The organism is Synechococcus sp. BL107 (assembly GCF_000153805.1).
In the GTDB taxonomy this organism is placed as follows: domain Bacteria; phylum Cyanobacteriota; class Cyanobacteriia; order PCC-6307; family Cyanobiaceae; genus Parasynechococcus.
The window spans coordinates 1,183,766-1,209,044 of sequence record NZ_DS022298.1; the positions used below are offsets into that span (position 1 = coordinate 1,183,766).

The window sequence follows — 25,279 nt, forward strand, 5'->3', positions numbered from 1 at the left end:
CACCAAGGCCACGATGATCAAGCTCCGCCTGAAGCGGTTCGGTAAGAAGCGGGAAGCGAGCTTCCGCCTCGTGGCCTGCAACAGCACGTCTCGACGGGATGGACGCCCGTTGCAGGAGCTTGGCTTCTATAACCCCAGAACGAAGGAAACCCGTCTGGATACAGAGGCCATTCGCGAACGTTTGGGTCAGGGTGCTCAACCCACAGACATCGTGCGCACCCTCTTGGAGCGCGGTGGTTTGATCGAAAAAACGGTTCGCCCTTCCGTCACTGTTGGCCAGGCCAAACAAACGGCAAAGCGTGAGGCGGCTGCAAAACAGGCTGCAAAGGATGCAGCTGAGGCCAAGGCCGCTGCTGCTGCTGAAGCTGAGGCACCAGCTGCCGATGCTGAAGCGTCGGAAGGCTGATCACCTCAGCACCCGATAGGGGCGACCGCGGTCGTTTCGTCTTCGACCTGCCTGATCCTGAAGCTGCCCTCGCCATTGCAGGGGAAGCAGAGGTCACTCTTCACCGACTTGAAGCCCTTACTGGGGCTTCAGTTGTGTTGCGGGGACTTCAATTGGTGATCACTGGTCGAGCCGCTCAGATTGAGCGAGCCGCTTCGGTTGTCGAGTTGGTTCGACCCATTTGGCAAGACGGTCAAGCGGTGTCGTCCGTTGATCTTCAGTCGGCTTTGGGGGCTCTGAATACAGGTCGCGGAGACGACCACTCGGCGATGGCAGAGCAAGTGTTGGTGCGAAGTCCGCAGGGCCAAACCTTGAGGCCACGAACCCTGCGACAGAAAAGTTACGTAGACGCCATGGAGCGCCACGACCTCACCTTTGCCCTGGGACCTGCCGGAACAGGGAAAACATTCTTGGCCGCCGTATTGGCGGTTCGCATGCTGACCGAACGCAAGGTTGAGCGACTGATCTTGACGCGACCGGCGGTGGAAGCTGGGGAACGTCTGGGATTCCTTCCCGGTGACCTCCAACAAAAAGTGGATCCGTATTTGCGGCCTCTCTACGACGCGCTGCACTCCCTGCTGGGACCAGAAAAGACTGCTGGCCTCTTAGATAAAGGCGTGATTGAGGTCGCGCCCTTGGCGTACATGCGGGGCCGCACGCTCAATAATGCGTTTGTGATCCTTGATGAGGCACAAAACACCACTCCAGCTCAGATGCGAATGGTGCTCACCCGGTTGGGGGAGCATTCGCGCATGGTGGTGACGGGTGATGTCACCCAAGTGGATCTTCCTCATCATCAACTCAGTGGCCTTGAAGAGGCCTCAGAGGTGTTGGACGGCGTGGCGGGGGTTGCTGTTTGCCGTTTGACATCGGCGGACGTCGTGCGCCATCCGTTGGTGCAACGGGTTGTGGAGGCCTATGCCCGCCTCGATGAGCAGCGGCTTGAGCAACGAGAGGAACAAGGGTTGACCAGCCCTCCGTCGCGGATTGTGCGTCGATAGGGAGATCCACACCCCATCTCATTGCCACCACTGTCAAAGTAACCAAAGCAATGTGGTCTGGTCGACATGCCAGCTAGCAGCAATTTTCAACAGGCCATTCGTGAGGCACAGTCCAGTGCCCTCGTCGGCCCCAACGTTGTCAATAAGGCCTTGCCTTATGTCGGCGGTGGCATGGTGCTCACCTCCTTGGGAGTGCTTGGCGGTCTCACCTTGATCGCTTCGCCGATCTTTATGCCCCTGTTTTGGGTGGCGTTAATCGGCAACTTGATTCTTTTCTTTGTTGCCCAAAACGTCGCTTTGAAGGGCAATAACGCCACGGCGTTGCCTCTTTTAGCGGTTTACAGCTTGATCACTGGCTTCACCCTGAGTGGTCTGGTCGCGTTCGCCGGAGCAGTGGCGGGTATCGGTGCCGTTGGTACCGCTGCCTTGGCCACTGGGATCACATTTGTGATCGCTTCGATCGTCGGCCGTCGGATGAGCGACAGTGTCGGCCAGGCGCTTTCGGGTGTCGTTGGTCTTGGATTGATCGGCCTGATTTTGGCGATGGTCGTCCAGTTCGTTGGTGGGATTTTTGCTCCAGCGATGTTCCATGGCACCAGCTTTGAGCTGATGATTGCTGGTTTCGGAACCGTGCTGTTCGTTGGTGCGGCTTTTGTCGACTTCTACACGATGCCCCGTGCCTATCGGGACGACCAATATTTGGCCGGTGCACTCAGCATGTACCTCACCTACATCAACCTGTTTATTTTCATTCTTCGGTTGATCATTGTTCTGAATGGTGGTGGTCGTCGCGATTAAGCGATCCAACTTTCATCAAATTCATCGAAAACCCCAACATTGTTGGGGTTTTTTTGTGTCGAGAAGAGGGCTTTTGATCGGCTTGTCTTCGATCATTTGTTTAAGCAGCGGCGATGGCGTACACGCTGCTGCTTATCGCCCTTTTTTGTTCGTCGTCGTAGCCCCATCGCTCTAAGAAGGAGACGTCAGCACCGCTGTTGTCGATGGTGGCTTCAAGCAGCTGCTCCAAGCGTTCCTTCACGAGGATCGGCTCCAGAAGTCGTAGTAATTCTGCGCAGCGGAGGGTGACCCGCTCCGATCCGGCTTGTTGGTTGTCATCTCCACTGCGCTTGTGATGCAGTGCCATCGCAGTACTCATCGCCAAATTGCGAACGCTGAGGTCCACTACATCGCGTCCAGCACTGCGCAGCTGCCCCGCAACGACATCGGGCATGCGATCCATTAAGGCGCTATCTCCCGCAAGCGTCACCACAAAAAATCCTCGCGCCCCATCGCGGCTTGCCACCATTTCACCGATCCGATCGGCGAGCACTTCATCGCTGATCTCTTCGTTGTCCCATTGCTGCAGCCAAGTGGCTGTGATCTCCATCGCCTGCTGAAACGTGGGCTGTTGATTCGACATGGCGCATCGTTGCCAATCCAGTCAGGCTATGGGCCTGCCTGGTTGATGTGATGCTGAGTTCCTCGAATCACGATCTTCATCTGCGACTTCCTTCCGGCCATTGGCAGGCGCTACAGAAGCACTGTGCTCAGACGGGGGAAAGCGCCAGTGCCGTGATCCGTAAAGCACTGGGTGATTTTCTCGATTTGGAGCACCACACCATTTGGCAGCTTTCGACGTCGACGGCCGTGGTGGAAGGAGTGTTTGGAGAAGCATTGAAAGTGTCTGATTTGCCCGAGCACGGCGATTTTGGGATCGGAACGTTTGAGCACCTGGATGGTGAAGGAATCCTTCTCGATGGAATCTGTTGGCAGGCCAGGGCCGATGGAAGCCTGATTCAGGCTCCCCTCGATGAAGGCATTCCCTTTTGGATCGCATCGCGTTTTCAGAGTGAGAAACAATTCACGCTTGAAGATGTTCAGAGTCTTGAGCAGCTTGGAGCGTTGCTGGATCCCTTCAGGCCCAGCGCCAATCTCTTCGTTGCCATCCGCATAACTGGAACGTTCAATCAGGTTTTAGTGCGATCGGTGTCTCCAGTGGAGGAAGGCGCCACGTTGTTGGATGCAGCGAAGGCCCAAACCACCTTCCGCCACCAGGCGATTCAAGGAACTCTGGTTGGATTTTGGAGTCCGTCCCACGCCAGCAGCCTGAATATTCCTGGCTATCACTTGCATTTTCTTTCTGATGATCGACAGCACGGAGGCCACCTATTGGATCTAGGGGCCGAGTCGTTGCAGGTGGATTTCGATCTCGAATCGAACTTGCGTCTTGCTTTGCCTGAAACGCGCGAATTTTTGATGGCTGACCTGAGTGGAGATCCCAGATCGGCATTGGAGCAGGCTGAAACCAAAGCCGGCTGATGAACCCCCAGACTGAATCGATGGTTCAACCCCCTGTGCGAGACGACTACCGGTCCGGTTTTATTGCCCTGATCGGTCGTCCCAACGTTGGGAAATCCACCCTGCTGAACAAGTTGGTGGGGGAAAAGGTGGCGATCACATCGCCGGTGGCTCAGACCACACGCAACCGCCTGCGCGCGATCCTCACCACCGAGGAGTCCCAGATGGTTCTGGTCGATACCCCTGGAATTCATAAGCCCCATCATCTTTTGGGCGAACGGCTCGTTCACAGCGCCCGAAGCGCGATCGGAGAGGTTGATCTTGTGTTGCTTCTCCTTGAGGGTTGTGAGCGGCCAGGCCGCGGCGATGCTTTCATCGTCAATTTGCTGAAACAGCAGTCGCTACCAGTGTTGGTTGCTTTAAACAAATGGGATTTGGTGGCTGCCGACCAACAGGATCAAGCCGCCGCCAGCTATGACGAACTCCTCGCTGAGACCCATTGGCCGGTGCATCGCTGCAGTGCGATCTCGGGTGATGGTTGCCGTGAGCTCTCTGCGGTCATGGCGGAACAGCTTCCCTTGGGACCGCAGCTGTATCCGCCCGACATGGTGACGGATCAACCGGAACGCGTGCTCCTAGGCGAATTGATTCGTGAGCAGGTTCTTCTCTATACCCGTGAAGAGGTGCCCCATAGCGTTGCTGTAACGATCGATCGCGTCGAAGACATCCCACCGAAGGGCAAAAACCCAGGGCGGACGGCCGTGTTGGCCACGGTGCTGGTGGAACGGAAAAGCCAGAAAGGGATCCTGATCGGGAAGGGCGGCGCCATGCTCAAAACGATTGGTCAGGGAGCAAGGCTCCAGATGCAAACGTTGATCGATGGTTCGGTGTATTTGGAGTTGTTTGTGAAGGTGGTTCCTGATTGGCGGAGTAAGCCCCATCGCCTGGCGGAGTTGGGTTATGGCGGGGGTGATTTTTGAGCGGGGATTGCGTCCGATCTACGCTTCCACCATGCTCTCTTTGCTGACGCGCACCAAGAGCTTTCGGGATCCTTGGGTCGGTCATCCCATCCTGAACCGGCAGTTTCAGCTGCACCGTCGACGGGTGGAACTTGCCGAAACCCTTTGCACTTGGCGGCGGTGGTTGAAACCCGGACGATGCGCCGAGCTCGAGCGAGATGGGTTTGTTGTGATCCAAAACTTCCTCCCGCCGAGCCAATTTGCGGCGTTGCGTGATGAGGTGGAATCGCGGGTGAGTGATGTTGCGCATCAGCATCCGATGCCCGTGAACAATCGGGTGGGATTTCAACCCAAGCAACCCTTCCCAGCTGGATTCGATCGGTTTGATGGCGGCACCCTCAACCGCTTTCTTCATATCGATCCATCGGTGCTGCCCCAGGCGGCGGCGGTGTGCCACGACCCACGCTTGTCGTCCTGTTCTCGACAGGTGATTGGCTTGCCGATGGATCACCACAAGGTGGATGTGTACCTCACGGTCCATGGGGAGGAGAGCGAAACCCCAGACCTCCAGAAAGATCTGCATCGCGATACGTTTTTTCGGGCCTTGAAGTTTTGGTTGTTCTTGCGTCCTGTCGAGCGTGACGACGGCCCGTTTGAGTACGTCCCCGGCAGTCATCGTTTGGATCCCGTTCGTTTGCGCTGGGAACAATCCACAGCTGATGCGGCGCTGTTGCATCGCCGCCAGCCCGATGTTTCGGGCTCCTTTCGGATTCAAGACGAAGCTTTAGCAAGCCTGGGCCTGCCAAAGCCCGTTGCGGTCACCTGTCCTGCTAACACCCTTGTGCTCGCTGATGTGTTCGGCTTCCATCGTCGTGGTGCCGCTGTGCCCGGGCGCCAGCGTTTGGCTCTTTATGGATGGAATCGGCCGTATCCGTTTTTGCCAATCACTTGGTGAAGCTGGCTGAGAGAATGATCAGATGAGTGAACAACCCTTCCCTCCTGCCGATCCAGCCGCATTTCTTGCCCTTTGTGATGGGCAATGGATGAGTTTGCGCAGCTGTTTCGAGCTGTCGATGGAGGGAGATGACGAATGGCACAGCAGTGAACGGGGGGAGTTGACGGTGCGTTGTGAAAGCACCCCAGCGTCTGGCCTGGGTCAGCTGGTTGTGCAAGCCCCCAGTGGAGTCAGCAGCACCCTTTTGTTTTCCGAGGACGGTGGCTTATCTCGCAATGGAGAGCCTGCGGGAACCTGGCGCTTTTGGCCCGACGGCAGCATGGAACTCAATCTTCCGAGCCCCGATGGTGTTGTGGTGCAGGAGCGCATTTGGTTCACGCGCGCGAATTTGCGTTTGCGCAGCACGACGGCAGTGAATGGTGAGGGTGTTCCCCTGCAAGGCAGCTTTTGCACCGATATCCGCCGGGTCTCGAAGCCTGCTGCTTAAGACGAGAAGGCAAGGGTCAGCAAGCACCCGATCACCAAGCCTTTGACGAAGCTCAGCCACATGAACTGATATTTGGTGAGGCCCAGACGTTTCCGGAGACGCTTCGTTAGTTTTTTGTGCCAGCCAAGCATCGTTGAATGTTTGTTTTGATACATATTGCTCAGAGACCGTCTGGTTAACAACGCGTTAAAACGCTGCGGTTTTTGCGCTGATGCGAACAACTCCTTTGGATCAGGATGACGTCAAACAGTTGTTTTATCGTTTGGTTTCGGTTGGTTTTTGAGGGTTGCGAGTTGTTATTAAGCCCAATCCAAGCTTGAAAAAAACCTATCGCCTCGATGTTGTGACCCTGGCTCCCCAGGCGTTTGCTCCTTTGTTGGACTTGGGGGTGATCGGGCGAGCGTTTTCCGCTGGGATTGCGGAGATGCATCTTCACAATCCGCGGGAGTTCGCAACCGATCGTCACCGCAAAGTGGATGACGAGCCCTACGGCGGTGGTGCCGGAATGGTGCTCAAGCCCGAACCGGTGTTTGCCGCCATGGAGTCGGTGCCGCGCTGCCCACGCTCCAGGGTTTTGCTGATGTCTCCCCAGGGACGCCCGTTACAGCAGTGCGACCTTCAACGCTGGTCGCGGGAGTTCGATCAGTTGGTGTTTCTCTGTGGGCATTACGAAGGGTTTGATGAACGCATTCGCGGCCTCGCAGATGAAGAGGTTTCGATCGGAGATTTTGTGCTCACCGGCGGGGAATTGCCTGCGATGACCGTGATCAATGGTGTGGTGCGATTACTCCCCGGGACGGTGGGGGCCCCCGACTCGTTGGTGGAAGAGAGTCACAGCACGGTGTTACTGGAACACCCTCACTACACCCGGCCTGCGGACTTCAAAGGGATGACGGTGCCCGCGGTGCTGCGCAGTGGAGACCATGGAGCGATTGCGAACTGGCGGCAGCAACAGCGTGAGCTGCGAACCCAGGAGCGCCGGCCGGATCTTTGGACGCGGTGGCAAACCGAGAGAATGGAGTCCCCTTGCGACACCGCCATGCAGTTGCGTATCGGCAACGGTTACGACATGCACCGGTTGGTGAAGGGGCGAGCCTTAATCCTTGGTGGTGTGAGCTTGGACCATCCGGATGGACTCGGTTTGGATGGCCATAGCGATGCTGATGTGTTGGTGCATGCCGTGATGGATGCCCTGCTTGGCGCGTTATCCCTCGGCGATATCGGCAAATACTTCCCGCCGACCGACCCAAAGTGGAAAGGGGCCGACAGTTTGATGCTGCTGGAGCAGGTGGTCCAGCTGGTGGGAGATCAGGGCTGGCAGGTGTTGAATCTGGATGCTGTTGTGATTGCGGAGCGTCCCAAGCTCAAGCCCCACATTGAAGCCATGCGATCCAATATCGCGATGCGCATCGGCATTGCCGCGGACGCTGTTGGTGTTAAGGCAACCACCAATGAAAAACTGGGTCCGGAAGGCCGTGAAGAGGGGATCAGCTGCCATGCCGTGGCGCTCTTGCAGAAACCATGATGCGCAAGTTTGTGCTGCTGTTCGCCATCCTTGTGATGTTTGCGGGGCAGGTTTTGGCCAGTGATGTGGTGATTGAACAATTGCGTTTGAAGGTTCCTGAATCACAGGTGCAGACCTGGCTTGAGGCAGAGAAGCAGACCTGGCAGCCGTGGCTTGAGGCGCAGGAGGGCTTCCTCGGACGCGACATCGCCTGGGATCCGGCGCATGAGGAAGGCCAGCTGTTGATTCAGTGGGCCACCCGTGATCAATGGAAGGCGATCAGCTCGGATGAGGTTGAGCTGGTGCAGCGCAAATTTGATTCTGTTGTGAATGCTGCATTGGGCCGTTCTGCAACGGCGGAATCCCCGTTCCCCTTGGTATTGGAGGGTGAGTTGTTGCCGCTCCGCTTGCCCGGCTAATGGTGGATGCCCGGCTCGATCTGCAGCGTCGACGCCGCCTCGGGATGGTGGAGGCCATCTGGGGTGAGCACAAAACTGGGGATCAAATCATTGCGATTTTGAAGCGCTTTGAGGATGCGGGCGAGCTGGGGTTGGTCACTCGGGTGGATGAAACCAAAGCAGATTTCATTTCGGCGGCCCTCCCCCAGGTGAGGATTCATCCCCACGCGCGATGTTTAACGATGGGCGCGTTGCCCACGCCGAAGGACGGTGACCCTGAGGTGGCGGTGATCAGTGGCGGCAGCAGCGATCGCACAGTGGTGGCGGAGGCCACGCTTGCGTTGCAGTGCCACGGAATCGGCGTCGATACCGTGGTGGATGTGGGGGTAGCCGGGTTGCATCGCCTGCTCGACCAACTACCAAGGCTGCAAACCGCTCGCGTTTTGATTGCTTGTGCGGGCATGGAAGGAGCATTGCCCACTGTGCTCACTGGCTTAGTGCCCCAACCGGTGATTGGTGTACCGGTGTCTGTCGGCTATGGCATCAGCCAGGGTGGACGCACTGCCCTGGAAGGAATGTTGGCGAGTTGTGCGCCTGGATTATTGGTAACCAATATCGATAACGGATACGGAGCGGCAATGGCAGCTCTGCGAATCCTGCGGGGTACAGCAGAGGATGGAAGGAAATGAAAACGGGAAATCAATCCGTCGTGCTTTGGCCTAACCGACCGAGTTCGGCGCTGTTCTGATCACATTCGACGCGCTTCATCGTGTTGATCAAAGCGTCGAGATCGGCTGGGGACAACTCACCATCCTGTTGCCATTTCATTGCTCGAGGATCGGGAGACAAAGGACGGACTGAATGTGTTGATTTGGAATTTAGGTGTTGGACCTAAGAAAAAATGCCTACTTCACTCAAATCTCCAGAAGAAAATCTGTAGATCGCTCAGAGATGCTGGAGGTTTGGATATGCGGTTACCAAATCTTCAGCGCTCAGCACATCACCACGGCCTTCCGGTTGCCAAATCACTTCAAGGGCAATGAGTTCGGTGGAGGCCGTTGAACCCAAAATGCGCAGGGTTTGACGTAACTCTTCCCCAGTATCGGAGCCGGGAAGCTTGGCTGATGCTGTTGAGGCCACCAACAGCGTTACAACGATGAATTCGTTGGTGTCATCTGCATCACCAGAGCCAACATTGGCGTCTGCACGGCGTTCACCGCCCACGTTGCTGGTGAGCTCAGCGTCCAATTTGCTGCGTTCATTCATTGACAGCCGATTGAAGGTGGCTTCAGCTGCGTTGAAGGGAACAGTTCCGCTCTCCGAATTGGCGTAAACCCAGAGATCGGGCTGGCGCAGCAGCGCAAGGGTTGTTTCTTGGAGCAAGCGTTGCAAGCCGCTCTTGCTGGCTGTGTCGGAGCTGGCGGCAAGTCGGCGTAGGTCGTCTTGTAAGGATTTCGCGCTGGCGAGCAGACCCACTTGCAGCTGGATCATGTTCACGTTGCGAGGGAGGGCCGGAGCGGCTGGAGCTCCGCCCATGCCCGGGGTTCCCCCTCCACTGATGCCACCACGGACTGCGTTCACTAAAACCCCAGCTACGGCCATCAAGATCAACAGTCCAAAGAGACCGCCACCCCCGAATCCAAAAATCGGAATCAGGAAGGGGAAGCCCATGCCACCGCCCCTATATCCACCGCCATAACCGCCGCCGCGGTACCCGCCTCCGCCGTAGCTGCGACCGCCGGATCGAGGCATGGAAGGCGCTCGAAAACTCCCACCACCCATACGGCCGCCCCGCGCTGCATCAGCAGGTTGGACGTGGATCAGGCTGAGCCCCACCAACACCATGGGGAGGAGCAGCGAAGCGAGCAAGCGTCGGGTCCGGAACAATGATTTAGCTGCCGAAATGGCGCTGGTTTGGTCTCCCAACTCTAGGAACCGCCACCCACGATGGTGACAATTTCGAGGTTGTCGCCATCGCTAACCGCGGTGTTCGGCCACTGCGTGCGTGGAACGATCACGCCGTTGTGCTCGGCGACCACGAGTTGAGGGTTGTAGGCAAGTGCTTCGATCACCAACACCAACGTTGATGGCATTGGTGCTGGATCAAGACGGCGTTGTTCGCCATTCACTTGGAGGTCGAGAGCCATGGGTTTCAATCGACGGGGGGCAACAAGGCCTGAAGCAACTGTTGACTAGCGCGCTCAGGGTTCTCCGCAGCCATGATCGCGCTGATTACAGCAACGCGCCGGCAACCCATATCGAGGAGAGCCGTGATGTTGTTGAGCTCAATGCCGCCAATGGCGAACACCGGGCGACGCGTGAGTGCCTGGGCCTCTTGTAATCGCATCGGACCAATCGCCGGTTTGTCTGGTTTGACGGCGGTGGTGTAAACCGGTCCGAGTCCCAAGTAATCGCAGGCATCGGCATCGGCACGGCGCACGTCGTCCAGGGTGTGGGTGCTGCGGCCGAGCAGCCGCGCCTCTCCGATTAATTCCCGGGCGACATCGGTGGGTAGATCGTTTTGGCCGAGGTGCACGCCATCGGCATCGACCGCGAGGGCTAGATCGATGCGGTCATTGATGACGAAGAGAGCTCCGTGGTGTTGGCACAGCATTCGCAATGCCTTCGCTTCATCGAGGCGCTCACGGTCGTTTCCGCTTTTGCAGCGGTACTGCACCATGGTCACCCCAGCCGTAAGGGCCTGAGTCACCCGTTCGATCAGATCGGGGCATGGGGTGGTGATGAGGCAAAGCTGGCAGTTGTGCAGCGTTCTGCGACGCGCGTTGACCTCACTGGCATTGAGACAGGTGACTTCCAGGTCGTAGAGCCCGTAACGGATCGCGGCTGATTCGGAGGCCAGGGATGGATCAAGGCTGCGGCCGTATTCCTCCAAAACGCGGAGCGCTTCTTGTACTCGCCCGCAATTAGCCGCCACCACTGCCTGGGGATTGTGACGTTCCAGTTGGGCTGGATGGCTGAGACCAGCCCCAGGGTCAGTGGCCGTTGATCGCGCTTGCTTGTAGATGTTTCGGTGAAGTCGCCCTAGGCGTTGCCGCCAATCCTTGAGTCGCACAACAAGATCGTCGCGCTCTAGGCCAAACCGGCACCAGTCCTCAACGACGCGCAGGCCTTCCCTGGCACGATCGAGATTGGCATCGATCAGTCGAGCCACCCGAGGATCAACCAATCCCAATGGCCCCTCACCCATCGGTTCCATGGCACGCTGTGGGGAGACTATTGCGGCTCAACATGGAGAACGGTGGTTCCGACAGCTCCATGAGCGTGTTGATTTGGGGCATTGTGCTCCTCGGCAGCATCGGGGTGTTCATCGTGTGGGGCTTGGTCAATGCTTACCCAGGGATGGCTTAGCCAGGATTCCTTAGCAATTGTCGGGCCGCTTCGGCATCGTGTCCGATCTGCGCACTGAGTTCTTGAAGTCCGTTGAATTTTTGCTGGCCGCGAAGGCGATGAACGGGTTCAACGACCAACTCGCGATGTTCGAGCTCCAGGTTGCGATCGAGCAGATGCACTTCCACTGCTGAGGGTGAATTGGGATCCACCGTTGGTTGCGGCCCCAGGTTCATCACCGCTGGCATGACGTCTTCTGCTCCATCCAGTTGAACCCAGGCGGCGTAGACCCCAAGGCCAGGTAAGAACTTGCGACCATCCACCTGCAAATTCGCCGTCGGCCAGCCGATCTCTCGTCCCAGTCCACGGCCGCGAACAACGGTGCCTTGGAAGCGGTAGGGCCGACCTAGGAGGGCTTCTGCCTGCGTTAACGCACCTTGCTCGAGGGCGGAACGAATCCGGCTGCTGCTCATGCGCCCGTCCGCGTCCTCAACAATTTCAACAATCCTCACGTCCACACCCCGACGATGAGCCAGGCGTTGCAAAAGTTCTGCATCACCAGCACGTCGGTGACCAAAGCGGAAGTTGGTCCCAACAGCAATCCGTTTGGCCTGAAGGGTTTCCAACAGAACGGAATCCGCGAACTCTTCAGCACTGAGTTGGGCTAGCTCCTTGGTGAAGGGCACGAGCACCAGCTGTTCGATGCCCAACGGTCCGAGCAAGGACAACTTTTCGTGGGGGAGGTCGAGGCGCAACCGTGTTTCTCCAAATAGCACTTCGCGGGGGTGGGGCCAGAAGCTCACCACGCTTGGAACGGCACCGATTTCTGGATCCAGTCCTTCGATGGCCGCGGCCATCACGGCGCGGTGGCCTGCGTGGATCCCATCAAAGCTTCCAAGGGCCAATGCTGTGGGTCGGCGGGCATCCTTTGGCGAGCAGAGCGGGATCAAAGAGGTGCGGGCCGGACGCTTTGATGGCAAGTTTGAACGACTGACCGACCGGGCATGGCAGATCGCCTTGATTTTCAGCAGTTGTCCTTTGGGCTAAAGCGCATGGGCTGGATCCGATTTTGGATTCAGGTGGTGCTCGGAGTCGTGGTGGTGGGGGTGTTGATTTTCAACAACATCGGCGGGAGTTTGGCCCGCAACGCTGAACGGGCCGTGGGACTGGGGCCAGGGTTATCGCTCACCACCCTTTCGTTTTTGGTGTTGTTGTACAGCCTCTGGCAAGGCTGGTTGATTGTTCGAATCGGCCGGGCCATCGATAGTGCGGCGCGACCCACCCGTGGTGAAACGGCACGGGTGATCAAGCGAGGTTTGCTCGCTGATCTTGTGGGCCTCACGTTTGCTGCAATTGGCTATCAAGCCTTGGCCGGCAGTTTGTTTGTTCAAGCTTCGATGCAGACCCCCGGCATCGCCATTGGTGGTGGTGGCTCTGCAGACAATTTGGCGATCACATCGCTCGAGATGCTCTCGGTGTTGAGCAACACCCAAGTTTTGTTTGGGCATTTGATTGGCTTGATTCTTTCGCTTTGGCTCCTGCAACGCGTTTATCGGACCCAGTGATCCTTGGTTGCTGAGCCATGTTTGGTCGGAGTTGGCTTCGTTTCCAGTGGTCAGATTCAGTGGTCAGGTTCACTAGCCAGATTCAGTGGACCGACTGATCGTTCAGCTTCAGCTGGGGGAGATCCCCAAGGGGGCCTCTCCAGAACAAATCCGGCTGAATCGGGGTGAGTGATGGGCAGTTCTTGTGGATTTGTGCCACGTCGCTCGGCCAGTCTTTGGGCCCTTCACCAGCTGATTCCAAATCGTTCACCACTTCACCGGCGAGCCAGTAGTAGGCACGGCCACGCGGATCCTTGCGGGAGCTGAATTGCTCGTCGTATCTCCGGATCGACAGTCGGGTCCAGCGCAGGGGGCCCATCGCCTCCTTGGCACAGGGCGGAATATTCAAGTTGAGCAGCATGTTCTCCGGCCAATGGCCATGAATGGCTTGTTCGCTCACATCCATCGCCAGATCAGCGGCGGCTTGAAATTGGCGCCATTGGAAGCAGGCACTGCTCACCGCGAGTGAACGAATCCCTTCGAGCGTTCCCTCCATGGCAGCAGCCACGGTGCCGGAACAAAACACATCGGTGCCGAGATTGGGTCCGTGGTTGATGCCGGATAAAACCAGATCAGGTTTGTGCTTCACCAGCTCAAACAAGGCCAGCTTCATGCAGTCGGCTGGGGTGCCACTACAGGCCCATGCCGTAACGCCTGGGGCGAACAGCTCATCGGCCCGTTCAGCCCGGATGGGGGATTGAAGGGTGAGGCCGTGGCCGGTGGCCGAACGCTCCTGGTCTGGACAGACAACGGTCACCTCATGGCCCCGTGCTGCAGCAGCGGCGGCGAGGGTCCGAATCCCGTCAGCAAATACGCCATCGTCGTTGCTGATCAGAATCCGAAGCGGTGCCATAGGAACGAACCTCTTTGCTCGGAACCTAAACGTCCCGACTGCTTACAGTCTGGTCTTCTTCACGACAGCCCAGTGAGCGCCACGGTCACCCTGCAGCAGCTCACCGATCAGCTGGATGCCCTTGAGCAGGAAGCTGCCGCTGAAATTGCCGAGGCTGTCAACGCCCAATCCCTCGAGCAGCTGCGAGTCGGTTTGTTGGGCAAAAAGGGCCGTATTTCCGCAGTCCTCGGGGCCATGGGCAAATTGCCTGGCGAGGAGCGGCCTGTGGTGGGGCAGCGGGCCAATGTCTTAAAAAATCAAGTGCAGACGTTGTTGGCTGAGCGCCTGCAGGCGGTGAAGCAAGCAGCGATGGCGGAACGCATCGCGGGGGAAACCCTCGACGTCACGGCTCCTGCGTCTGGAACGCCAATGGGGCACCGCCATCCATTGATTTCAACAACGGAAGAGATCGTCGACCTCTTTTTGGGGTTGGGGTACAGCGTGGCGGAGGGCCCTGAGGTGGAGCAGGACCACTACAACTTCACAGCCCTGAACATCCCGGAAGACCATCCGGCTCGGGACATGCAAGACACGTTCTATCTAAAAGGTGATCTTCTGCTGAGAACCCACACCTCTCCGGTGCAGATTCGCCACCTGGAGCAGAACCCCCCACCGGTTCGCATCGTCGCGCCTGGGAGGGTCTATCGCCGTGATGCCGTGGATGCCACCCATTCACCGGTGTTCCATCAAGTGGAGGTGTTGGCGATCGATGAAGGCTTGGATTTCAGCCACCTAAGGGGAACTGTGATGGCCTTTTTGAAAGCCTTTTTTGGCGATCTTCCAGTGCGTTTTCGGGCGAGTTACTTTCCGTTCACGGAGCCTTCGGCTGAGGTGGACGTGCAGTGGCGAGGTCGTTGGCTTGAGGTGATGGGTTGCGGCATGGTCGATCCTGCCGTTTTGGAAGGGTTAGGGCTAGATCCAGAGCGGTACAGCGGTTTTGCCGCTGGTTTGGGGGTTGAGCGCTTCTGCATGGTGCGGCACGGCATTGATGACATTCGCCGGCTATACACAAGCGATCTGCGCTTCCTCGAGCAGTTTTGACGCAATTCGATTCCCCTGAATCCTGCTCGATCCGTCCCTTTTAATTTCTGTTGACTTAATCAGAATTTGCTGAGCATTCATTAGTAGATGTCGGCACGATTTTTGATTGGAAGCGCACTCGCTTCTTTGCTCGCTGCTACCTGTAGCGGCGTTCGTGCTGAAGAGCCCTTTGCGGCTTCTGAATCGAATTTTGATCTCAGCCCACTGACGTTCAACGCTCTGCTGGCTCAGGCCCAAGACGATTCGGACGTTGCACAACCTGACCCCAGCGTTGCTGCAGCTGAGTTGGCCGGCCCCAGCCAAGAAGCCTTGGCGAAGGCTGCTCAAAATCCAATTGCGAGCATGATCAGTATTCCCATTCAGTGGAATGCAACTCCCGGAACTCAATGGGCTCCGAACGCATTAGATCCAGACGCGAAATCGAATCGCACGCTCAATGTGGTGAACATCCAGCCGGTATATCCGTTCAAGTTGAGCGACGACTGGACCATGGTGACGCGAACCATTATTCCGTTTCTGGGTTTGCCTTTTGGTGAAGTTGGGGAGATTGGAATGTCTCCATTGGGAGAACCTTATGTTGCGGAGTGGGACCAATACCAAAAGGGTGGGATTGGCGATATCAATCCAACCGCGTTCTTTGTTCCAACGTTAAAAGGTAATTTCACCTTCGGACTTGGACCAACTGTGAGTGCGCCAACTGGAGAAAAGCCACTGGGTTCTGGTAAGTGGTCTGCTGGTCCTGCAGCGGTTGGTGTCTACACCAAAGGACCGTGGGTTGTTGGTGGCTTGATTAATAATCTCTGGTCGTTTGCTGGAGATGATGATCGCGCTGATGTGAATAAAATGTTGATTCAACCGTTCGTTAATTACAACCTTCCGAAGGGCTGGTATCTTTCATTCTCGCCAATCATTACGGCGGATTGGGAGAATGACGACCAAGGCTGGACCGTCCCTGTTGGTGGAGGAATTGGGCGTGTTTTCAAGTTAGGAAAGCAACCCATCAATGCTTCCCTGCACGCCTATTACAATGCAATCAAGCCTGAAATTGGTGGAGAAGAGATTATGGGTGATTGGACCATTCGTACACAAATTCAATTCTTGATTCCTACTGTTGCTAAAAAATAGCAAGGTTGGTCTTGAAGGTGAATGAATTGAATTGTTTTTCACCTTCTGTTTTTTAATTTTATCCAAGTATTACCTTCAATCATGTTTTTTCAAAAGAAAGCTATCACTGGCGCTCTTGCTCTTGGCCTAGGTGTTTTAACCGTTGCTTGTGGCCAGCCCAAAAGTGCTTCAGATCAACCTTCGTCGACTGCCAATGCTGAGCAGGCTGCTGCTTCAGTCGACACAGCTACAAAGGATTGTCCTAAGCCTGCTGTCGTTAAGCGGGGCACTGAGCTGACCCCCGTTACCAAGGCCAATTACGCCGTCGCTGAGACGGAGGTGATCCTTGGAGATTACGTTCGCAAAATTGCCAAGGGCACTTGTGGCACTGGTGTTGGTGAGTTCCTCCATCAGAAGGGTGCAATGGACCCGAAGGAACGCACCATTCTTCGCCCCAATTTCGACACGCTCTATTCCTTCGCCGTTCTTGATCTCAATAGCCCTGCCACGGTTGTGCTTCCTGAGACCGATCGTTATCAGATCCTCGAAGTGGTGAATGAGGAACATTGGATTCCTTTGGAGACTGCTAAGCCCGGCGGATATCAACTCACCAAAGAGTCGATGGGTAGTCGTTATGTTTTAGCCCTTGTGCGCACTCGGGTGAACATGCAGGATCCTGAAGATCTCAAAAAAGCCGGTGCAGTCCAAGATCAGATTGACTTGGAGCAATCAGCGAAGGGTGAATTTGTCTCGACCAATAACTACGACATGGATGAGATTCTTGCCATGCGTGCTGATTACAACAAACGGTTGGCACCTGAGGGTGTGACCTCGGAGATGGCCTTTGGCAAGAAAGGCGAGATCAGCGAGGAGATGCGTAATTTTGGTGTTGGCGTTGGCTGGGGTGGGCTTACCAAGAAGGGAGCGGTGTATCCCATTCCTAATTCGGTGGATTCCACTGACCCTCAAACCCTAACGTTGAAGGATGTTCCCAATGATCCACGTGCCTTCTGGTCAGTCACTGTATATGACAAGCAAGGGTTTTCGATTGGTGAAAAGTACAATGTGAACAGCGCTTTCGCGAAGGAAAATGAAAAAGGTGAGTACGTAATTCACCTTGGTGGAGATAAGAGTCAAGATAACTATCTCGATATCTACCCTGGCTGGAATGTTGTCCTACGAATTTACTCCCCGACTGAAGCCTATTTCAACGGTAGCTGGACACTTCCGCAGTTTGTTCCTGCAAAATGAATTGAATCATTTTTCGCCTTCTCTTTTTTAATTGAATCCAAGTATTACTTTTAATCATGTTTTTTCAAAAGAAAGCCATCACTGGTGCTCTCGCTCTTGGCTTAGGTGTTTTAACCGTTGCTTGTGGCCAGCCCAAAACTGCTTCAGATCAGCCCTCATCTACTGCCAATAATGAGCAAGCTGCTGCTTCAGTAGACATAGCTAATAAGGATTGCCCTGCGCCTGCTGTTGTGATCGAGAACAACAATGCTGCAGAGGTCACTAGGGAAAATTACACCTTGGCAGAAACTCAAACCGTGATGGCTGCATACGTTGGGAAAATTGCCAAGGCCACCTGCAGTAGCGGTGTGGGTGTGCTGTGGAATGACGGCAAAACAGCCGATCCCAAGGATCGAACGGTGATTCGGATCAATTTCGATACTCTTTATTCATCGTTGTTGCTTGATCTCAATAGCCCTGCCACAATTACTCTTCCGGAGACAGATGGCCGTTACCAAAGCGCCATGGTGGTGAATGGCGAGGGGTACACCTTTGTCTACAAAGAGCCAGGAGATTATGAACTCACGAAGCAGACGGTTGGTAGCCGCTTTGCTCTGGTGGCTTTCCGCACCGGCGTGAACATCCAGGATTCAGCCGATGTCGCCGAGGCTCAGGCTTTGCAGACGAAGCTATCCGTTCGTCAGGAGGAGAAGGGTGAATATATCCAGCCCACCCAATGGAACAAGGAGCAAATGCTTGCCATTCGAGACGAATACAACAAAGAACGCAACGAGAAAGGTGTGAAGTCTGAAGACTTGTTCGGTCGGAAGGGAGAGATCACCCCGGAGCAAAACAATATGGGCGTTGCTGTTGGTATTGGTGGTCTTCCTAAAGAGGGTGCTGTTTATCTGTTCTATACGCCAACATCCTCAGATCCACAGTCGTTGACGCTAAAAGATGTACCGAATGGCGATAACGCTTTTTGGTCGCTGACTGTTTACGACAAGGATGGATTCCCCAGTGGGGACTTGTTCAATCTCAACAGTGCCTTTGCGAAAACCAACGAGGCTGGTGATGTGGTGATTAACCTTGGTGGTGATACCGATCAAGAGAACTATCTGGGGATCTACCCTGGCTGGAACGCAACATTCAGGATCTACAACCCTAAGCCCGCTTATTTTGATGGCTCATGGAATCGGCCTGAACTTGAGCTCAAATAAATACCCCTACGGTTAAGTGGAAATTGGCAGATCTGGGTTTGCTGTTTGCTAATCCGGATTTGCCCTGACATTTAATTATTTATTCATATTTGGCGGATTGTTTGGCTCAAATTTGTCCTATTCGGACCATTGATTGAAGGATTCCATGGCTGCCGCGGTTTATTTTTTAATCAGTCAATGATCTCTTAATGGCGAAAGCAGCTACTAAGAAACGTGTCTTCAAGAGACTCTCCCTTTTAGCCCTGTCGGGAGTTTTGTTGAGTTCGCCATTACGGGCCCAATCGGGTTCGGATGATGTTCCTGTGGGCTACACCACCCCGATTCCTTCTGAGCTGCTAACCCCGGATACCGTTCAAACATCGATCGGCACCTTCAATTTCTTTGATGGGATGCCGGACCCGGCCACTGTGAGGAAAACGTTTGAAAACCTCAAATTTATCCGTGGCTATGAAACCTTTCTCACGTTGATGCCTGCCGCCAGCATCGAAATGCTGCGCCATGGTCATGAGCAGATCGGAGCCGATGATCACACCAAGGTGGTTTTGTTGTCTCCCTTGAATTCGAATCCCCTGTTCCTCACAGGTAATACGGATACGATTTACGGCTCAACGTTTTTCAACCTTCAGGACACAGGTCCGATGGTGATCGAAATCCCTGCTGGCCTTGGACCAGGGACGATCAATGACGCCTTCTTTCGCTTTGTTGCTGATACGGGGGCTCCGGGGCCTGATAAAGGACAAGGTGGCAAGTATTTGATTTTGGGACCAGATGATGCTGAGCCAAGTAATATTGAGGATTATTTTGTTTTTCGATCTCCAACCTATTCAAACTGGTTGATCCTTAGGGCTTTCCTTGATTCTGAGGGCAAACCTGACCAAGCGATTGCTAATTATGAAAACGGATTACGTCTTTATCCCTTTTCGCAGAAAGATAATCCACCCCAGATGAAATTTATTAAGGCTGGAGAAAAGATATTTAATACGGTTCACGCTAATAATTTTGAGTTTTTCAACGAGCTTAATACTGTGATCCAACGTGAGCCCATTGCTTTCTTGGATCCCGAGCTGAGGGGATTGGCGTCGTCGATTGGGTTAGAAAAAGGTAAACCTTTTTCCCCTTCGCCAGAAGAGAAAAAGATTCTTGAGGAAGCGATTCAAGCTGGAGTTGCTTACGTCCGTTCAGATATGGGTAAGCCTCGAAATAAGGATGTTTATTTCTATCAAGGCAAGCAATGGTTTACACCATTTGGAGGCGGAAGTTATGAATGGTTGATTGATGGTGGCAAAGGCGGTCGTAATCTTGATGCCCGCAATAATTTTTTCTGGGGCTACACCGTCAATACTCCTGCCATGGTGCTGAAGATGGTGGGTGTCGGTTCCCAGTACGGAGTAGTCGCCACAGATGCCAATAGTGTTTATCTCGATGGAGGTAATACCTATAAACTCACCATCGATAAAGATGTTCCAGCGAAAGATTTTTGGTCGATGGTTATTTATGATCCCCAGACCCGATCTGAACTTCAGACAGGTCAACTATTGCCGAGTAAAAACAGTGTGAGAAACCAAGATATACAAACCAATTCTGATGGCAGTATTGATCTTTATTTTGGTCCTAATGCACCTGCCGGACAAGAAGCCAATTGGATTGAAACTGTTCCTGGCAAGGGGTGGTTTGCTGTCTTCCGTCTTTACGGACCGCTGCAGCCTTGGTTCGATAAAACCTGGCAGCTCAACGACATTCAGCCTCTTGGTTGAGGTCTGAACTGATCAATTTCTCCATACATCCTCAACCATGACTCGTTTCACTCGCTTCCCTTCAGCTGTTCTTTCTGCTTTGTTCTTGGCGTGTGGTGGTTCAGCACTTCATGCCGCTGATGTTGTACCAAAGGGCTTTAACACTCCAATCCCCAACGATGTGTTGACACCTGATTCGGTTCGCACACGTATCGGTACCTTCAACTACTTCGATGGTTTTCCTGATGATGAAACCATGCGAATTTCCCGTCGCCAGGTTGATTTAGGACGAGGCATTCAAACCTTTTTGAACTTTATGCCCGCTGCATCTCTGGAGATGCTCTATGTCGGCCATCGCGATGGCTACGGCATGCAACCGAATCGGGATATTGGTTTGTTTGACGAGCTGATGAGCTCCAAATCGCTCTGGCTCACTGGCAATACCGACACGGTGTACGCCTCGGCATTTCTGGATCTCAGCGATGGCCCCGTGGTGGTGGAAGTTCCTCCGGGTACTGGCCCTGGCACGGTGAATGATGCCTTCTTCCGTTTTGTGGTGGACATGGGCGGGCCTGGTCCTGATAAGGGCAAGGGCGGAAGATACTTAATTCTGGGGCCAGGCCAAAAAGCACCTTCCAACACCGATGGTTATTTCCTTGCGACGACCCCCAGCAAGATCAATTGGTTGATTTTGAGGGGTTTCTTGGATGAGAAAGGTGAGCCGGATACAGCAAGAACTGCTTTCCAGAATGGCCTCAAGGTGTACCCCTTCGTGCAAAGGAATAACCCTCCTTCCAACACCTTTAAGAACCTCACGGATTGGCAGGTGAATACCATCCATGCCAATAATTTCAAGTTTTACGAGGAACTGGATGATGTCATCCAGCGCGAGCCCTCCGAGATGTTTTCTCCAGAACTCCTTGGGATGGCCTCGGCGATTGGGATTCAGAAAGGCAAGCCATTTAACCCCTCCTTTGCACAAAAGAAGTTGTTAACTGAGGCGGTCGCCATCGGAAACGCCACGGCGCGTTCGATTCTATTTTCTCCGCAGGATCCCAAGGCTTACATCTATCCCGGCAAGGCTGGTTTCTGGCAAACCGGATTCCCTGGGGGCAGCCACGAATATCTCGTCAACGGGGGGAATGGCGGGCGTGACATGGATAGCCGCACCCTGTTCTTCTATCTCGCCACAGTGAATACTCCGGCGATGGCCCTTGAACTTCCTGGTGTGGGATCGCAATACGCCTTCAGTTCTCGTGATGGCAGTGGTGCCTATCTCGATGGCTCAAAAACCTACAAAGTCAACATCCCCGCGAACCCACCGGCAAACCGTTTTTGGTCGTTTGTGGTCTACGACCCGCAGACCCGTTCGATGCTGCAGAGCAAGGAAATGCCCTACCCCAGTAAGAACAACAAGAGGAATACTGACATGGCGAAAAATGCCGACGGCAGCACTGATCTGTACTTCGGCCCTAAAGCACCGGTAGGAAAGGAAGCCAATTGGGTCAAAACAGTACCTGGAAAAGGTTGGTTCGGGATTTTCCGTCTCTACGGCCCTGGCCAGGAATGGTTTGATCGCACCTGGAAGCTCGGTGGTATCGAGCAGCTCTGATTGTTAATTGTGAATAACTCTGGTTTTCCATAATAAGAACCAGAGTTATTCAATTTTTTGTGAATCACTCCGTTGATGAGATTCCATGTCAAGAACATCATTTATTATTTGCGTACCGTGATGCCAGCGAGGGTTAGTTTGGTTTTATTTAGGAAGCGATTGGTAGTTGTTCTAAATCAGCCATCGCCGTCGCCAAGAGTCTGAATCAAGGCACATCAAAACTCCCCATGAAGGGGAGTTTTGATGTGATGTTGTTTTGCTTAGAGGAAGCTATTCGAACAAAACTCGAATGCCAAGATTCACACCATGTTGCTTCGTGTCATATCCGTTGTCGTTGCCATAGGCTTCGTAATCCAAGCCAAAATATTTATAAGAGAGAGATAGTTGTGTTGAATTTCCAATTGAATAGGCAATCCCGGCTTGGGCTGTACCACTGAGATCTTGTCGCCCTGATAATCCAAAGCCCGCAGCATCCAGATAAACAAAAGCTTGCCAATCTGGGTTGAAGGCGTAGGTGGTGTGCATGCCAATTAAGGGTTGCACCCAAGTGCGAGACCACGATTCATCAAATTTGATGGTCTTCGTGCGCTTTTCTTTGACAATTGGACCCTCGTAATCAGCTCCGAGTTTGATGTCTACGTCGCTACCGATGCTTCCATTGACAATTCTTGTACCTGCAAATCCAACAAAGGAGACGGCGCCCTGTTCCATGCGCGGCCGTTGAACATCACCGGCTCGATAGCGGAGGGCCAGATCCACAATTGTTTGATCAAAGTCAAAGTCTGCGTCATATTCACCACCAATCGAAAGACTCCTTGTAACTGTTTTTCCTGTGAGTTTTCTGTTCCTAGAACGATCTCGACTGGTCCACTTTGAACCATCTTTGCTTCCATCTAAACTCGCATGTATGATCCCTGTTTGTAATCCCCAGCGGCCACGTTCGACGGCTGCTCGCATTGTTAAGACGCCTGTTAGATGATCAAGAATGTCTTCTAGATCCCAATTCAATGTATTGGCATTTCCACTGAGAGTTGTTGTTGTATCTGCGGATAGGGGGAGAAATCCATACACATCAAGATTCACGCGCCAGTCGTCATCTTTTTCATCATCTTCACTGGAATCACCGTTGTCCGATCCATCTGCTATGAGATGTTTTAGTTCAAGATCATCGGTTGTATGGGGAGGTGCAACTTCCGCCATGGCCATTGGGCCAGTAGCAGTCAATAATGCCACAGCAGCTTGAACAAATAACTTGTTAAGTGTTGCCAATTTGATAGTAAAATTTGAGCTAATTTTAGCGATCCGGCTGCTCCGGTATTTGATCTATTGCCAGTTATTTTTTTGTCTTGGCTTGTTATTCTGCTATTGGTTAATTGGGTTTACGTACGGCGCCCATGAGGGGATTTTGTACAGGTGCTGCTACGCCGTAAGTCACCACCAGCCCTTGCCCTCCTGGGAAGGTTGAAGTGCGTGCGTTATAGCTCTTGTTGATCACAACATCGGCATCAAACCAGTTGTTGGCGCTCCAGATGTTTCCGGCATCATCAACGACCACATCCGTCGTGACTTGAATCACTCCGCTTTGGTAGTTGTGAATCACATCGCCTGTCGTTTTTCCCTCAGGGCATGTGGATGGGTCTGTTCCACAGATGTGGATCAGGCTTTGTCCGTAGAGGTTGCCAACCCAAACATTGTCGTTTCCGTCAATCGTGACGCCCCAAGGCACAAAAGCGACCTCGCCTGCAATTCCGTTCTGAATAATTTCAAGATCAGGAGAAATCAAGGCAAGATTTCCAAGGGTTTTGAGATTGGGGTTGACCGCAGCAAAAGCAGCACCTGCCTCAAATTCTTCCATGATTGTCTTGGGTTGTTGAGGCGGGTTGGGTGTCCCAGGTGGCATGACCGCGCCTGCTGGAAGTGCCCCTGTTGGTGAATTGGATTGTTGCGATAACCAGGCGTTCCCCTTGGAATCAATCGCAAGGCCACGGGCTCCAAGTGCCACGGTGACTGTTTTGAATTGATCAGGTGAATCGCCTTCAATCACAGTGAGTTTGTTGTTGAAGCTGCTGCTCACCCAGATTCGATTTTGATCGTCTACGGCAACACCAAATGGCGCTTGGAGCCCTTTGAACGAGAGTCGTTTTCCCTTTGTAAAATCACCACCAGGAAATCGAATCATGTAGTTGCTTGTGTTGTCGGCTATCCAGACATCACCATTTTTGGATGTTCCAATCCCCTGCAGCTGGCCAACTTCTTTGTCAATGATTGCAGGCCCAACTGCTGTTCCATCTTTGAGGTCAAACACGCCAACTTTGTTGTTGAACGTGCTCACCCATGCATAGTTTTCTGAAATGCCCGTACCCCAGCCAACGCCATCGAGTCCTTGCCCGTTGTAGCCCGTGATTGGCGGAGATTGTGCTGTTGCTGTTTGATCAAAGTGCGTCATGCCGCCACCAATGCTGTTGACCACTCCTGATTGCGATCCGGGCATCCAGTTGGCTCCACTCCAGAGGTGTCCCTTTTGGTCAAATCCCAATTTTCCGAGGGCTAATGCACCACCTCCTTGGAATCTGATTGAGAGGGAAAAGCTTTCTGGTTGAAATAGGAGATAGGGAAGTGAAGCCGTTGTTCTTCTTTCCTTATTGTTATTGAGGGGATAGTTTTTGTCGAATAATTTGTATAGTTTTCCTGTGTTTTTCCAAGGTAATTTTGCAATGTTTGTCATTGCGTCAAGGCTATTTGTTGCCTCTGTAAGTTGAAAAAGTTTTGTGCAGCCTTGTTCTTTTGTGGGGTCACCGCAGAGGGCTAGGAGATCAGATAGCACATTGATGCGCGCAGCAGTTTCTGAGCTCAGAAGGTTGAATCCGTTGAGCAACGTTGTTCCAAATTGCCCTGTGCTTTGATTAACTAAATGTTTGACATGTCCAGAGCCAACTGCTAGGGCGTTCTCGCTGCCAAAGAGTTGATTCCCCTTTAATTGCTGGGCATTAGGCCAAACGGAGCCCACTGTTGTTCGTTCATTGATCATTACCGTTCCATTCACTGTTTCATCGAGAACAGTGAGCATGGTGAGGCGATCAACGTTTGACTTGTTGACCGTTCCACCAGAGGCGACCAGGTAATGAACGGTGCCGTCTTTTGGTTTGACGGACACCGCAAAGCTTCCGTCTTTTTTGGAGCGAACGACTTTCACCTGTTCAGGCTCCTGCCCGCCCCTTGTTGTCCAGAGGGTGACGGAGGCGTCTGCAACGGGCTTGCCCATCACCGAGACGGTGCCGCGCACTCTGTTGCGAATGCTGGCTTCTGCAGCTTGCTCGCCCCCGAATCCTGCAAGGCTGATGCCCAGTCCTGCAATTAGTAGTCCACGATTCAATGGTTTGAACGGGTTCATTGAATCGGAGTGGTGTTATCTCCTTAATAAGGGGTAGTAGTCGATCTGCCATCCCTT

Annotated in this window: 28 protein-coding genes; 19 read left to right on the top strand and 9 right to left on the bottom strand. The window is 53.8% G+C overall.

Annotation, left to right across the window (positions count from 1 at the left end; all coding sequences use genetic code 11):
* Nucleotides 1-13: 13 nt before the first annotated feature.
* From rpsP to BL107_RS06170, 3 genes are all read left to right on the top strand, one after another.
* Entirely contained in the window at nucleotides 14-406 is a 393-nt protein-coding gene (gene rpsP, locus BL107_RS06160; protein ID WP_011360293.1) for a 30S ribosomal protein S16, read from the top strand.
* Nucleotides 406-1,446, top strand: coding sequence for a PhoH family protein (locus BL107_RS06165; RefSeq protein WP_050749833.1), 1,041 nt, complete (start codon nucleotides 406-408; stop codon nucleotides 1,444-1,446). Before rpsP ends, BL107_RS06165 begins: the two co-directional genes overlap by 1 nt.
* Before the next feature lie 66 nt (nucleotides 1,447-1,512).
* On the top strand, nucleotides 1,513-2,244 hold the full coding sequence (locus BL107_RS06170) for a Bax inhibitor-1 family protein (RefSeq protein ID WP_009789418.1): 732 nt from the start codon (nucleotides 1,513-1,515) through the stop codon (nucleotides 2,242-2,244).
* A gap of 100 nt (nucleotides 2,245-2,344) precedes the next feature.
* On the opposite strand, the gene BL107_RS06175 is transcribed toward BL107_RS06170, so the two are convergent.
* Nucleotides 2,345-2,866, bottom strand: coding sequence for a hypothetical protein (locus tag BL107_RS06175; RefSeq protein ID WP_009789419.1), 522 nt, complete (start codon nucleotides 2,864-2,866; stop codon nucleotides 2,345-2,347).
* Nucleotides 2,867-2,916: 50 nt separating this feature from the next.
* Here BL107_RS06175 and budA point away from each other — a divergent pair, with 50 nt between their 5' ends.
* The 7 genes from budA to larB all read left to right on the top strand — a co-directional run bounded on the left by budA (nucleotide 2,917) and on the right by larB (nucleotide 8,736).
* Nucleotides 2,917-3,765, top strand: coding sequence for an acetolactate decarboxylase (budA, locus tag BL107_RS06180; RefSeq protein ID WP_009789420.1), 849 nt, complete (start codon nucleotides 2,917-2,919; stop codon nucleotides 3,763-3,765).
* The gene (gene era / locus BL107_RS06185) at nucleotides 3,765-4,724 is read left to right on the top strand and encodes a GTPase Era (protein ID WP_009789421.1); all 960 of its coding nucleotides are present in this window, start codon (nucleotides 3,765-3,767) and stop codon (nucleotides 4,722-4,724) included. The genes budA and era overlap by 1 nt, the downstream gene beginning before the upstream one ends.
* A 31-nt stretch (nucleotides 4,725-4,755) precedes the next feature.
* Nucleotides 4,756-5,658 carry a phytanoyl-CoA dioxygenase family protein gene (locus tag BL107_RS06190; RefSeq protein ID WP_232192808.1) on the top strand — a complete coding sequence of 301 codons (903 nt, stop codon included), beginning with the start codon at nucleotides 4,756-4,758 and terminating at the stop codon, nucleotides 5,656-5,658.
* Between the two features lie 22 nt (nucleotides 5,659-5,680).
* Nucleotides 5,681-6,145 (top strand): phycobiliprotein lyase, encoded by a 465-nt coding sequence (locus BL107_RS06195; protein WP_009789423.1) that lies wholly within the window; start codon nucleotides 5,681-5,683, stop codon nucleotides 6,143-6,145.
* A 286-nt stretch (nucleotides 6,146-6,431) separates the two neighbouring features.
* Entirely contained in the window at nucleotides 6,432-7,670 is a 1,239-nt protein-coding gene (gene trmD, locus BL107_RS12465; RefSeq protein ID WP_232192810.1) for a tRNA (guanosine(37)-N1)-methyltransferase TrmD, read from the top strand.
* Nucleotides 7,667-8,068 carry a TIGR03792 family protein gene (locus BL107_RS06205; RefSeq protein ID WP_009789426.1) on the top strand — a complete coding sequence of 134 codons (402 nt, stop codon included), beginning with the start codon at nucleotides 7,667-7,669 and terminating at the stop codon, nucleotides 8,066-8,068. Before trmD ends, BL107_RS06205 begins: the two co-directional genes overlap by 4 nt.
* Nucleotides 8,068-8,736 carry a nickel pincer cofactor biosynthesis protein LarB gene (gene larB / locus BL107_RS06210; RefSeq protein ID WP_009789427.1) on the top strand — a complete coding sequence of 223 codons (669 nt, stop codon included), beginning with the start codon at nucleotides 8,068-8,070 and terminating at the stop codon, nucleotides 8,734-8,736. Before BL107_RS06205 ends, larB begins: the two co-directional genes overlap by 1 nt.
* Nucleotides 8,737-8,746: 10 nt before the next feature.
* Here larB and BL107_RS13225 read toward each other — a convergent pair whose 3' ends face one another.
* The 4 genes from BL107_RS13225 to BL107_RS06225 form a co-directional block, all read right to left on the bottom strand.
* Nucleotides 8,747-8,875, bottom strand: coding sequence for a hypothetical protein (locus BL107_RS13225; RefSeq protein WP_009789428.1), 129 nt, complete (start codon nucleotides 8,873-8,875; stop codon nucleotides 8,747-8,749).
* 117 nt (nucleotides 8,876-8,992) lie between these two features.
* On the bottom strand, nucleotides 8,993-9,892 hold the full coding sequence (locus BL107_RS06215; RefSeq protein WP_232193073.1) for a DUF1517 domain-containing protein: 900 nt from the start codon (nucleotides 9,890-9,892) through the stop codon (nucleotides 8,993-8,995).
* A gap of 83 nt (nucleotides 9,893-9,975) precedes the next feature.
* Nucleotides 9,976-10,194, bottom strand: coding sequence for a sulfur carrier protein ThiS (gene thiS, locus BL107_RS06220; RefSeq protein WP_009789430.1), 219 nt, complete (start codon nucleotides 10,192-10,194; stop codon nucleotides 9,976-9,978).
* Nucleotides 10,195-10,199: 5 nt separating this feature from the next.
* Nucleotides 10,200-11,255, bottom strand: coding sequence for a thiamine phosphate synthase (locus tag BL107_RS06225; protein ID WP_156779403.1), 1,056 nt, complete (start codon nucleotides 11,253-11,255; stop codon nucleotides 10,200-10,202).
* A gap of 29 nt (nucleotides 11,256-11,284) precedes the next feature.
* On the opposite strand from BL107_RS06225, the gene BL107_RS13230 reads away from it, so the two are divergent.
* Nucleotides 11,285-11,416, top strand: a complete 132-nt coding sequence (locus BL107_RS13230) for a hypothetical protein (protein ID WP_255344636.1) — start codon at nucleotides 11,285-11,287, stop codon at nucleotides 11,414-11,416.
* Here the strand turns inward: BL107_RS13230 and BL107_RS06235 are convergent.
* Nucleotides 11,413-12,300 carry a bifunctional riboflavin kinase/FAD synthetase gene (locus tag BL107_RS06235; protein WP_232193076.1) on the bottom strand — a complete coding sequence of 296 codons (888 nt, stop codon included), beginning with the start codon at nucleotides 12,298-12,300 and terminating at the stop codon, nucleotides 11,413-11,415. The genes BL107_RS13230 and BL107_RS06235 overlap by 4 nt on opposite strands.
* Between BL107_RS06235 and BL107_RS13075 the strand changes: the two genes are divergently transcribed.
* Both BL107_RS13075 and BL107_RS06240 read left to right on the top strand, forming a co-directional pair.
* On the top strand, nucleotides 12,239-12,442 hold the full coding sequence (locus tag BL107_RS13075; protein WP_009789434.1) for a hypothetical protein: 204 nt from the start codon (nucleotides 12,239-12,241) through the stop codon (nucleotides 12,440-12,442). The genes BL107_RS06235 and BL107_RS13075 overlap by 62 nt on opposite strands.
* Nucleotides 12,400-12,960 carry a DUF3611 family protein gene (locus BL107_RS06240; protein ID WP_037988181.1) on the top strand — a complete coding sequence of 187 codons (561 nt, stop codon included), beginning with the start codon at nucleotides 12,400-12,402 and terminating at the stop codon, nucleotides 12,958-12,960. Before BL107_RS13075 ends, BL107_RS06240 begins: the two co-directional genes overlap by 43 nt.
* Before the next feature lie 82 nt (nucleotides 12,961-13,042).
* Here BL107_RS06240 and surE read toward each other — a convergent pair whose 3' ends face one another.
* A complete protein-coding gene (gene surE, locus BL107_RS06245) occupies nucleotides 13,043-13,852 on the bottom strand; it encodes a 5'/3'-nucleotidase SurE (RefSeq protein WP_009789436.1) in 810 nt (269 codons plus the stop codon).
* Between the two features lie 72 nt (nucleotides 13,853-13,924).
* Between surE and pheS the strand changes: the two genes are divergently transcribed.
* The 6 genes from pheS (at nucleotide 13,925) to BL107_RS06275 (ending at nucleotide 21,831) form a co-directional block, all read left to right on the top strand.
* On the top strand, nucleotides 13,925-14,932 hold the full coding sequence (gene pheS / locus BL107_RS06250; protein ID WP_009789437.1) for a phenylalanine--tRNA ligase subunit alpha: 1,008 nt from the start codon (nucleotides 13,925-13,927) through the stop codon (nucleotides 14,930-14,932).
* 87 nt (nucleotides 14,933-15,019) lie between these two features.
* Entirely contained in the window at nucleotides 15,020-16,057 is a 1,038-nt protein-coding gene (locus tag BL107_RS06255) for a transporter (RefSeq protein ID WP_006173518.1), read from the top strand.
* 81 nt (nucleotides 16,058-16,138) lie between these two features.
* A complete protein-coding gene (locus tag BL107_RS06260) occupies nucleotides 16,139-17,287 on the top strand; it encodes a DUF1254 domain-containing protein (RefSeq protein WP_009789438.1) in 1,149 nt (382 codons plus the stop codon).
* Nucleotides 17,288-17,343: 56 nt separating this feature from the next.
* A complete protein-coding gene (locus BL107_RS06265) occupies nucleotides 17,344-18,486 on the top strand; it encodes a DUF1254 domain-containing protein (protein ID WP_009789439.1) in 1,143 nt (380 codons plus the stop codon).
* A 188-nt stretch (nucleotides 18,487-18,674) separates the two neighbouring features.
* Nucleotides 18,675-20,240, top strand: a complete 1,566-nt coding sequence (locus tag BL107_RS06270) for a DUF1254 domain-containing protein (RefSeq protein ID WP_050749834.1) — start codon at nucleotides 18,675-18,677, stop codon at nucleotides 20,238-20,240.
* A gap of 37 nt (nucleotides 20,241-20,277) precedes the next feature.
* Nucleotides 20,278-21,831 carry a DUF1254 domain-containing protein gene (locus BL107_RS06275; protein WP_037988183.1) on the top strand — a complete coding sequence of 518 codons (1,554 nt, stop codon included), beginning with the start codon at nucleotides 20,278-20,280 and terminating at the stop codon, nucleotides 21,829-21,831.
* Nucleotides 21,832-22,101: 270 nt separating this feature from the next.
* On the opposite strand, the gene BL107_RS06280 is transcribed toward BL107_RS06275, so the two are convergent.
* Both BL107_RS06280 and BL107_RS06285 read right to left on the bottom strand, forming a co-directional pair.
* A complete protein-coding gene (locus BL107_RS06280) occupies nucleotides 22,102-23,100 on the bottom strand; it encodes an outer membrane protein (protein ID WP_156779404.1) in 999 nt (332 codons plus the stop codon).
* 100 nt (nucleotides 23,101-23,200) lie between these two features.
* Nucleotides 23,201-25,222: a hypothetical protein gene (locus BL107_RS06285; RefSeq protein ID WP_009789443.1), complete on the bottom strand. Its 2,022-nt coding sequence runs from the start codon at nucleotides 25,220-25,222 to the stop codon at nucleotides 23,201-23,203.
* Nucleotides 25,223-25,279 lie beyond the last annotated feature (57 nt).

Excerpts from the sequence above, each read along its gene's own strand:
- rpsP (WP_011360293.1), top strand. The coding sequence starts at position 14 with ATGATCAAGCTCCGCCTGAAGCGGTTCGGTAAGAAGCGGGAAGCGAGC.
- BL107_RS06170 (WP_009789418.1), top strand. The coding sequence starts at position 1,513 with ATGCCAGCTAGCAGCAATTTTCAACAGGCCATTCGTGAGGCACAGTCC.
- BL107_RS06175 (WP_009789419.1), bottom strand. The coding sequence starts at position 2,866 with ATGTCGAATCAACAGCCCACGTTTCAGCAGGCGATGGAGATCACAGCC.
- budA (WP_009789420.1), top strand. The coding sequence starts at position 2,917 with ATGCTGAGTTCCTCGAATCACGATCTTCATCTGCGACTTCCTTCCGGC.
- era (WP_009789421.1), top strand. The coding sequence starts at position 3,765 with ATGAACCCCCAGACTGAATCGATGGTTCAACCCCCTGTGCGAGACGAC.
- BL107_RS06190 (WP_232192808.1), top strand. The coding sequence starts at position 4,756 with ATGCTCTCTTTGCTGACGCGCACCAAGAGCTTTCGGGATCCTTGGGTC.
- BL107_RS06195 (WP_009789423.1), top strand. The coding sequence starts at position 5,681 with ATGAGTGAACAACCCTTCCCTCCTGCCGATCCAGCCGCATTTCTTGCC.
- BL107_RS06205 (WP_009789426.1), top strand. The coding sequence starts at position 7,667 with ATGATGCGCAAGTTTGTGCTGCTGTTCGCCATCCTTGTGATGTTTGCG.
- larB (WP_009789427.1), top strand. The coding sequence starts at position 8,068 with ATGGTGGATGCCCGGCTCGATCTGCAGCGTCGACGCCGCCTCGGGATG.
- BL107_RS13225 (WP_009789428.1), bottom strand. The coding sequence starts at position 8,875 with ATGAAATGGCAACAGGATGGTGAGTTGTCCCCAGCCGATCTCGACGCT.
- BL107_RS06215 (WP_232193073.1), bottom strand. The coding sequence starts at position 9,892 with ATGGTGTTGGTGGGGCTCAGCCTGATCCACGTCCAACCTGCTGATGCA.
- thiS (WP_009789430.1), bottom strand. The coding sequence starts at position 10,194 with ATGGCTCTCGACCTCCAAGTGAATGGCGAACAACGCCGTCTTGATCCA.
- BL107_RS06225 (WP_156779403.1), bottom strand. The coding sequence starts at position 11,255 with ATGGGTGAGGGGCCATTGGGATTGGTTGATCCTCGGGTGGCTCGACTG.
- BL107_RS13075 (WP_009789434.1), top strand. The coding sequence starts at position 12,239 with ATGGCCGCGGCCATCACGGCGCGGTGGCCTGCGTGGATCCCATCAAAG.
- BL107_RS06240 (WP_037988181.1), top strand. The coding sequence starts at position 12,400 with ATGGCAGATCGCCTTGATTTTCAGCAGTTGTCCTTTGGGCTAAAGCGC.
- surE (WP_009789436.1), bottom strand. The coding sequence starts at position 13,852 with ATGGCACCGCTTCGGATTCTGATCAGCAACGACGATGGCGTATTTGCT.
- BL107_RS06255 (WP_006173518.1), top strand. The coding sequence starts at position 15,020 with ATGTCGGCACGATTTTTGATTGGAAGCGCACTCGCTTCTTTGCTCGCT.
- BL107_RS06260 (WP_009789438.1), top strand. The coding sequence starts at position 16,139 with ATGTTTTTTCAAAAGAAAGCTATCACTGGCGCTCTTGCTCTTGGCCTA.
- BL107_RS06265 (WP_009789439.1), top strand. The coding sequence starts at position 17,344 with ATGTTTTTTCAAAAGAAAGCCATCACTGGTGCTCTCGCTCTTGGCTTA.
- BL107_RS06270 (WP_050749834.1), top strand. The coding sequence starts at position 18,675 with ATGGCGAAAGCAGCTACTAAGAAACGTGTCTTCAAGAGACTCTCCCTT.
- BL107_RS06275 (WP_037988183.1), top strand. The coding sequence starts at position 20,278 with ATGACTCGTTTCACTCGCTTCCCTTCAGCTGTTCTTTCTGCTTTGTTC.
- BL107_RS06285 (WP_009789443.1), bottom strand. The coding sequence starts at position 25,222 with ATGAACCCGTTCAAACCATTGAATCGTGGACTACTAATTGCAGGACTG.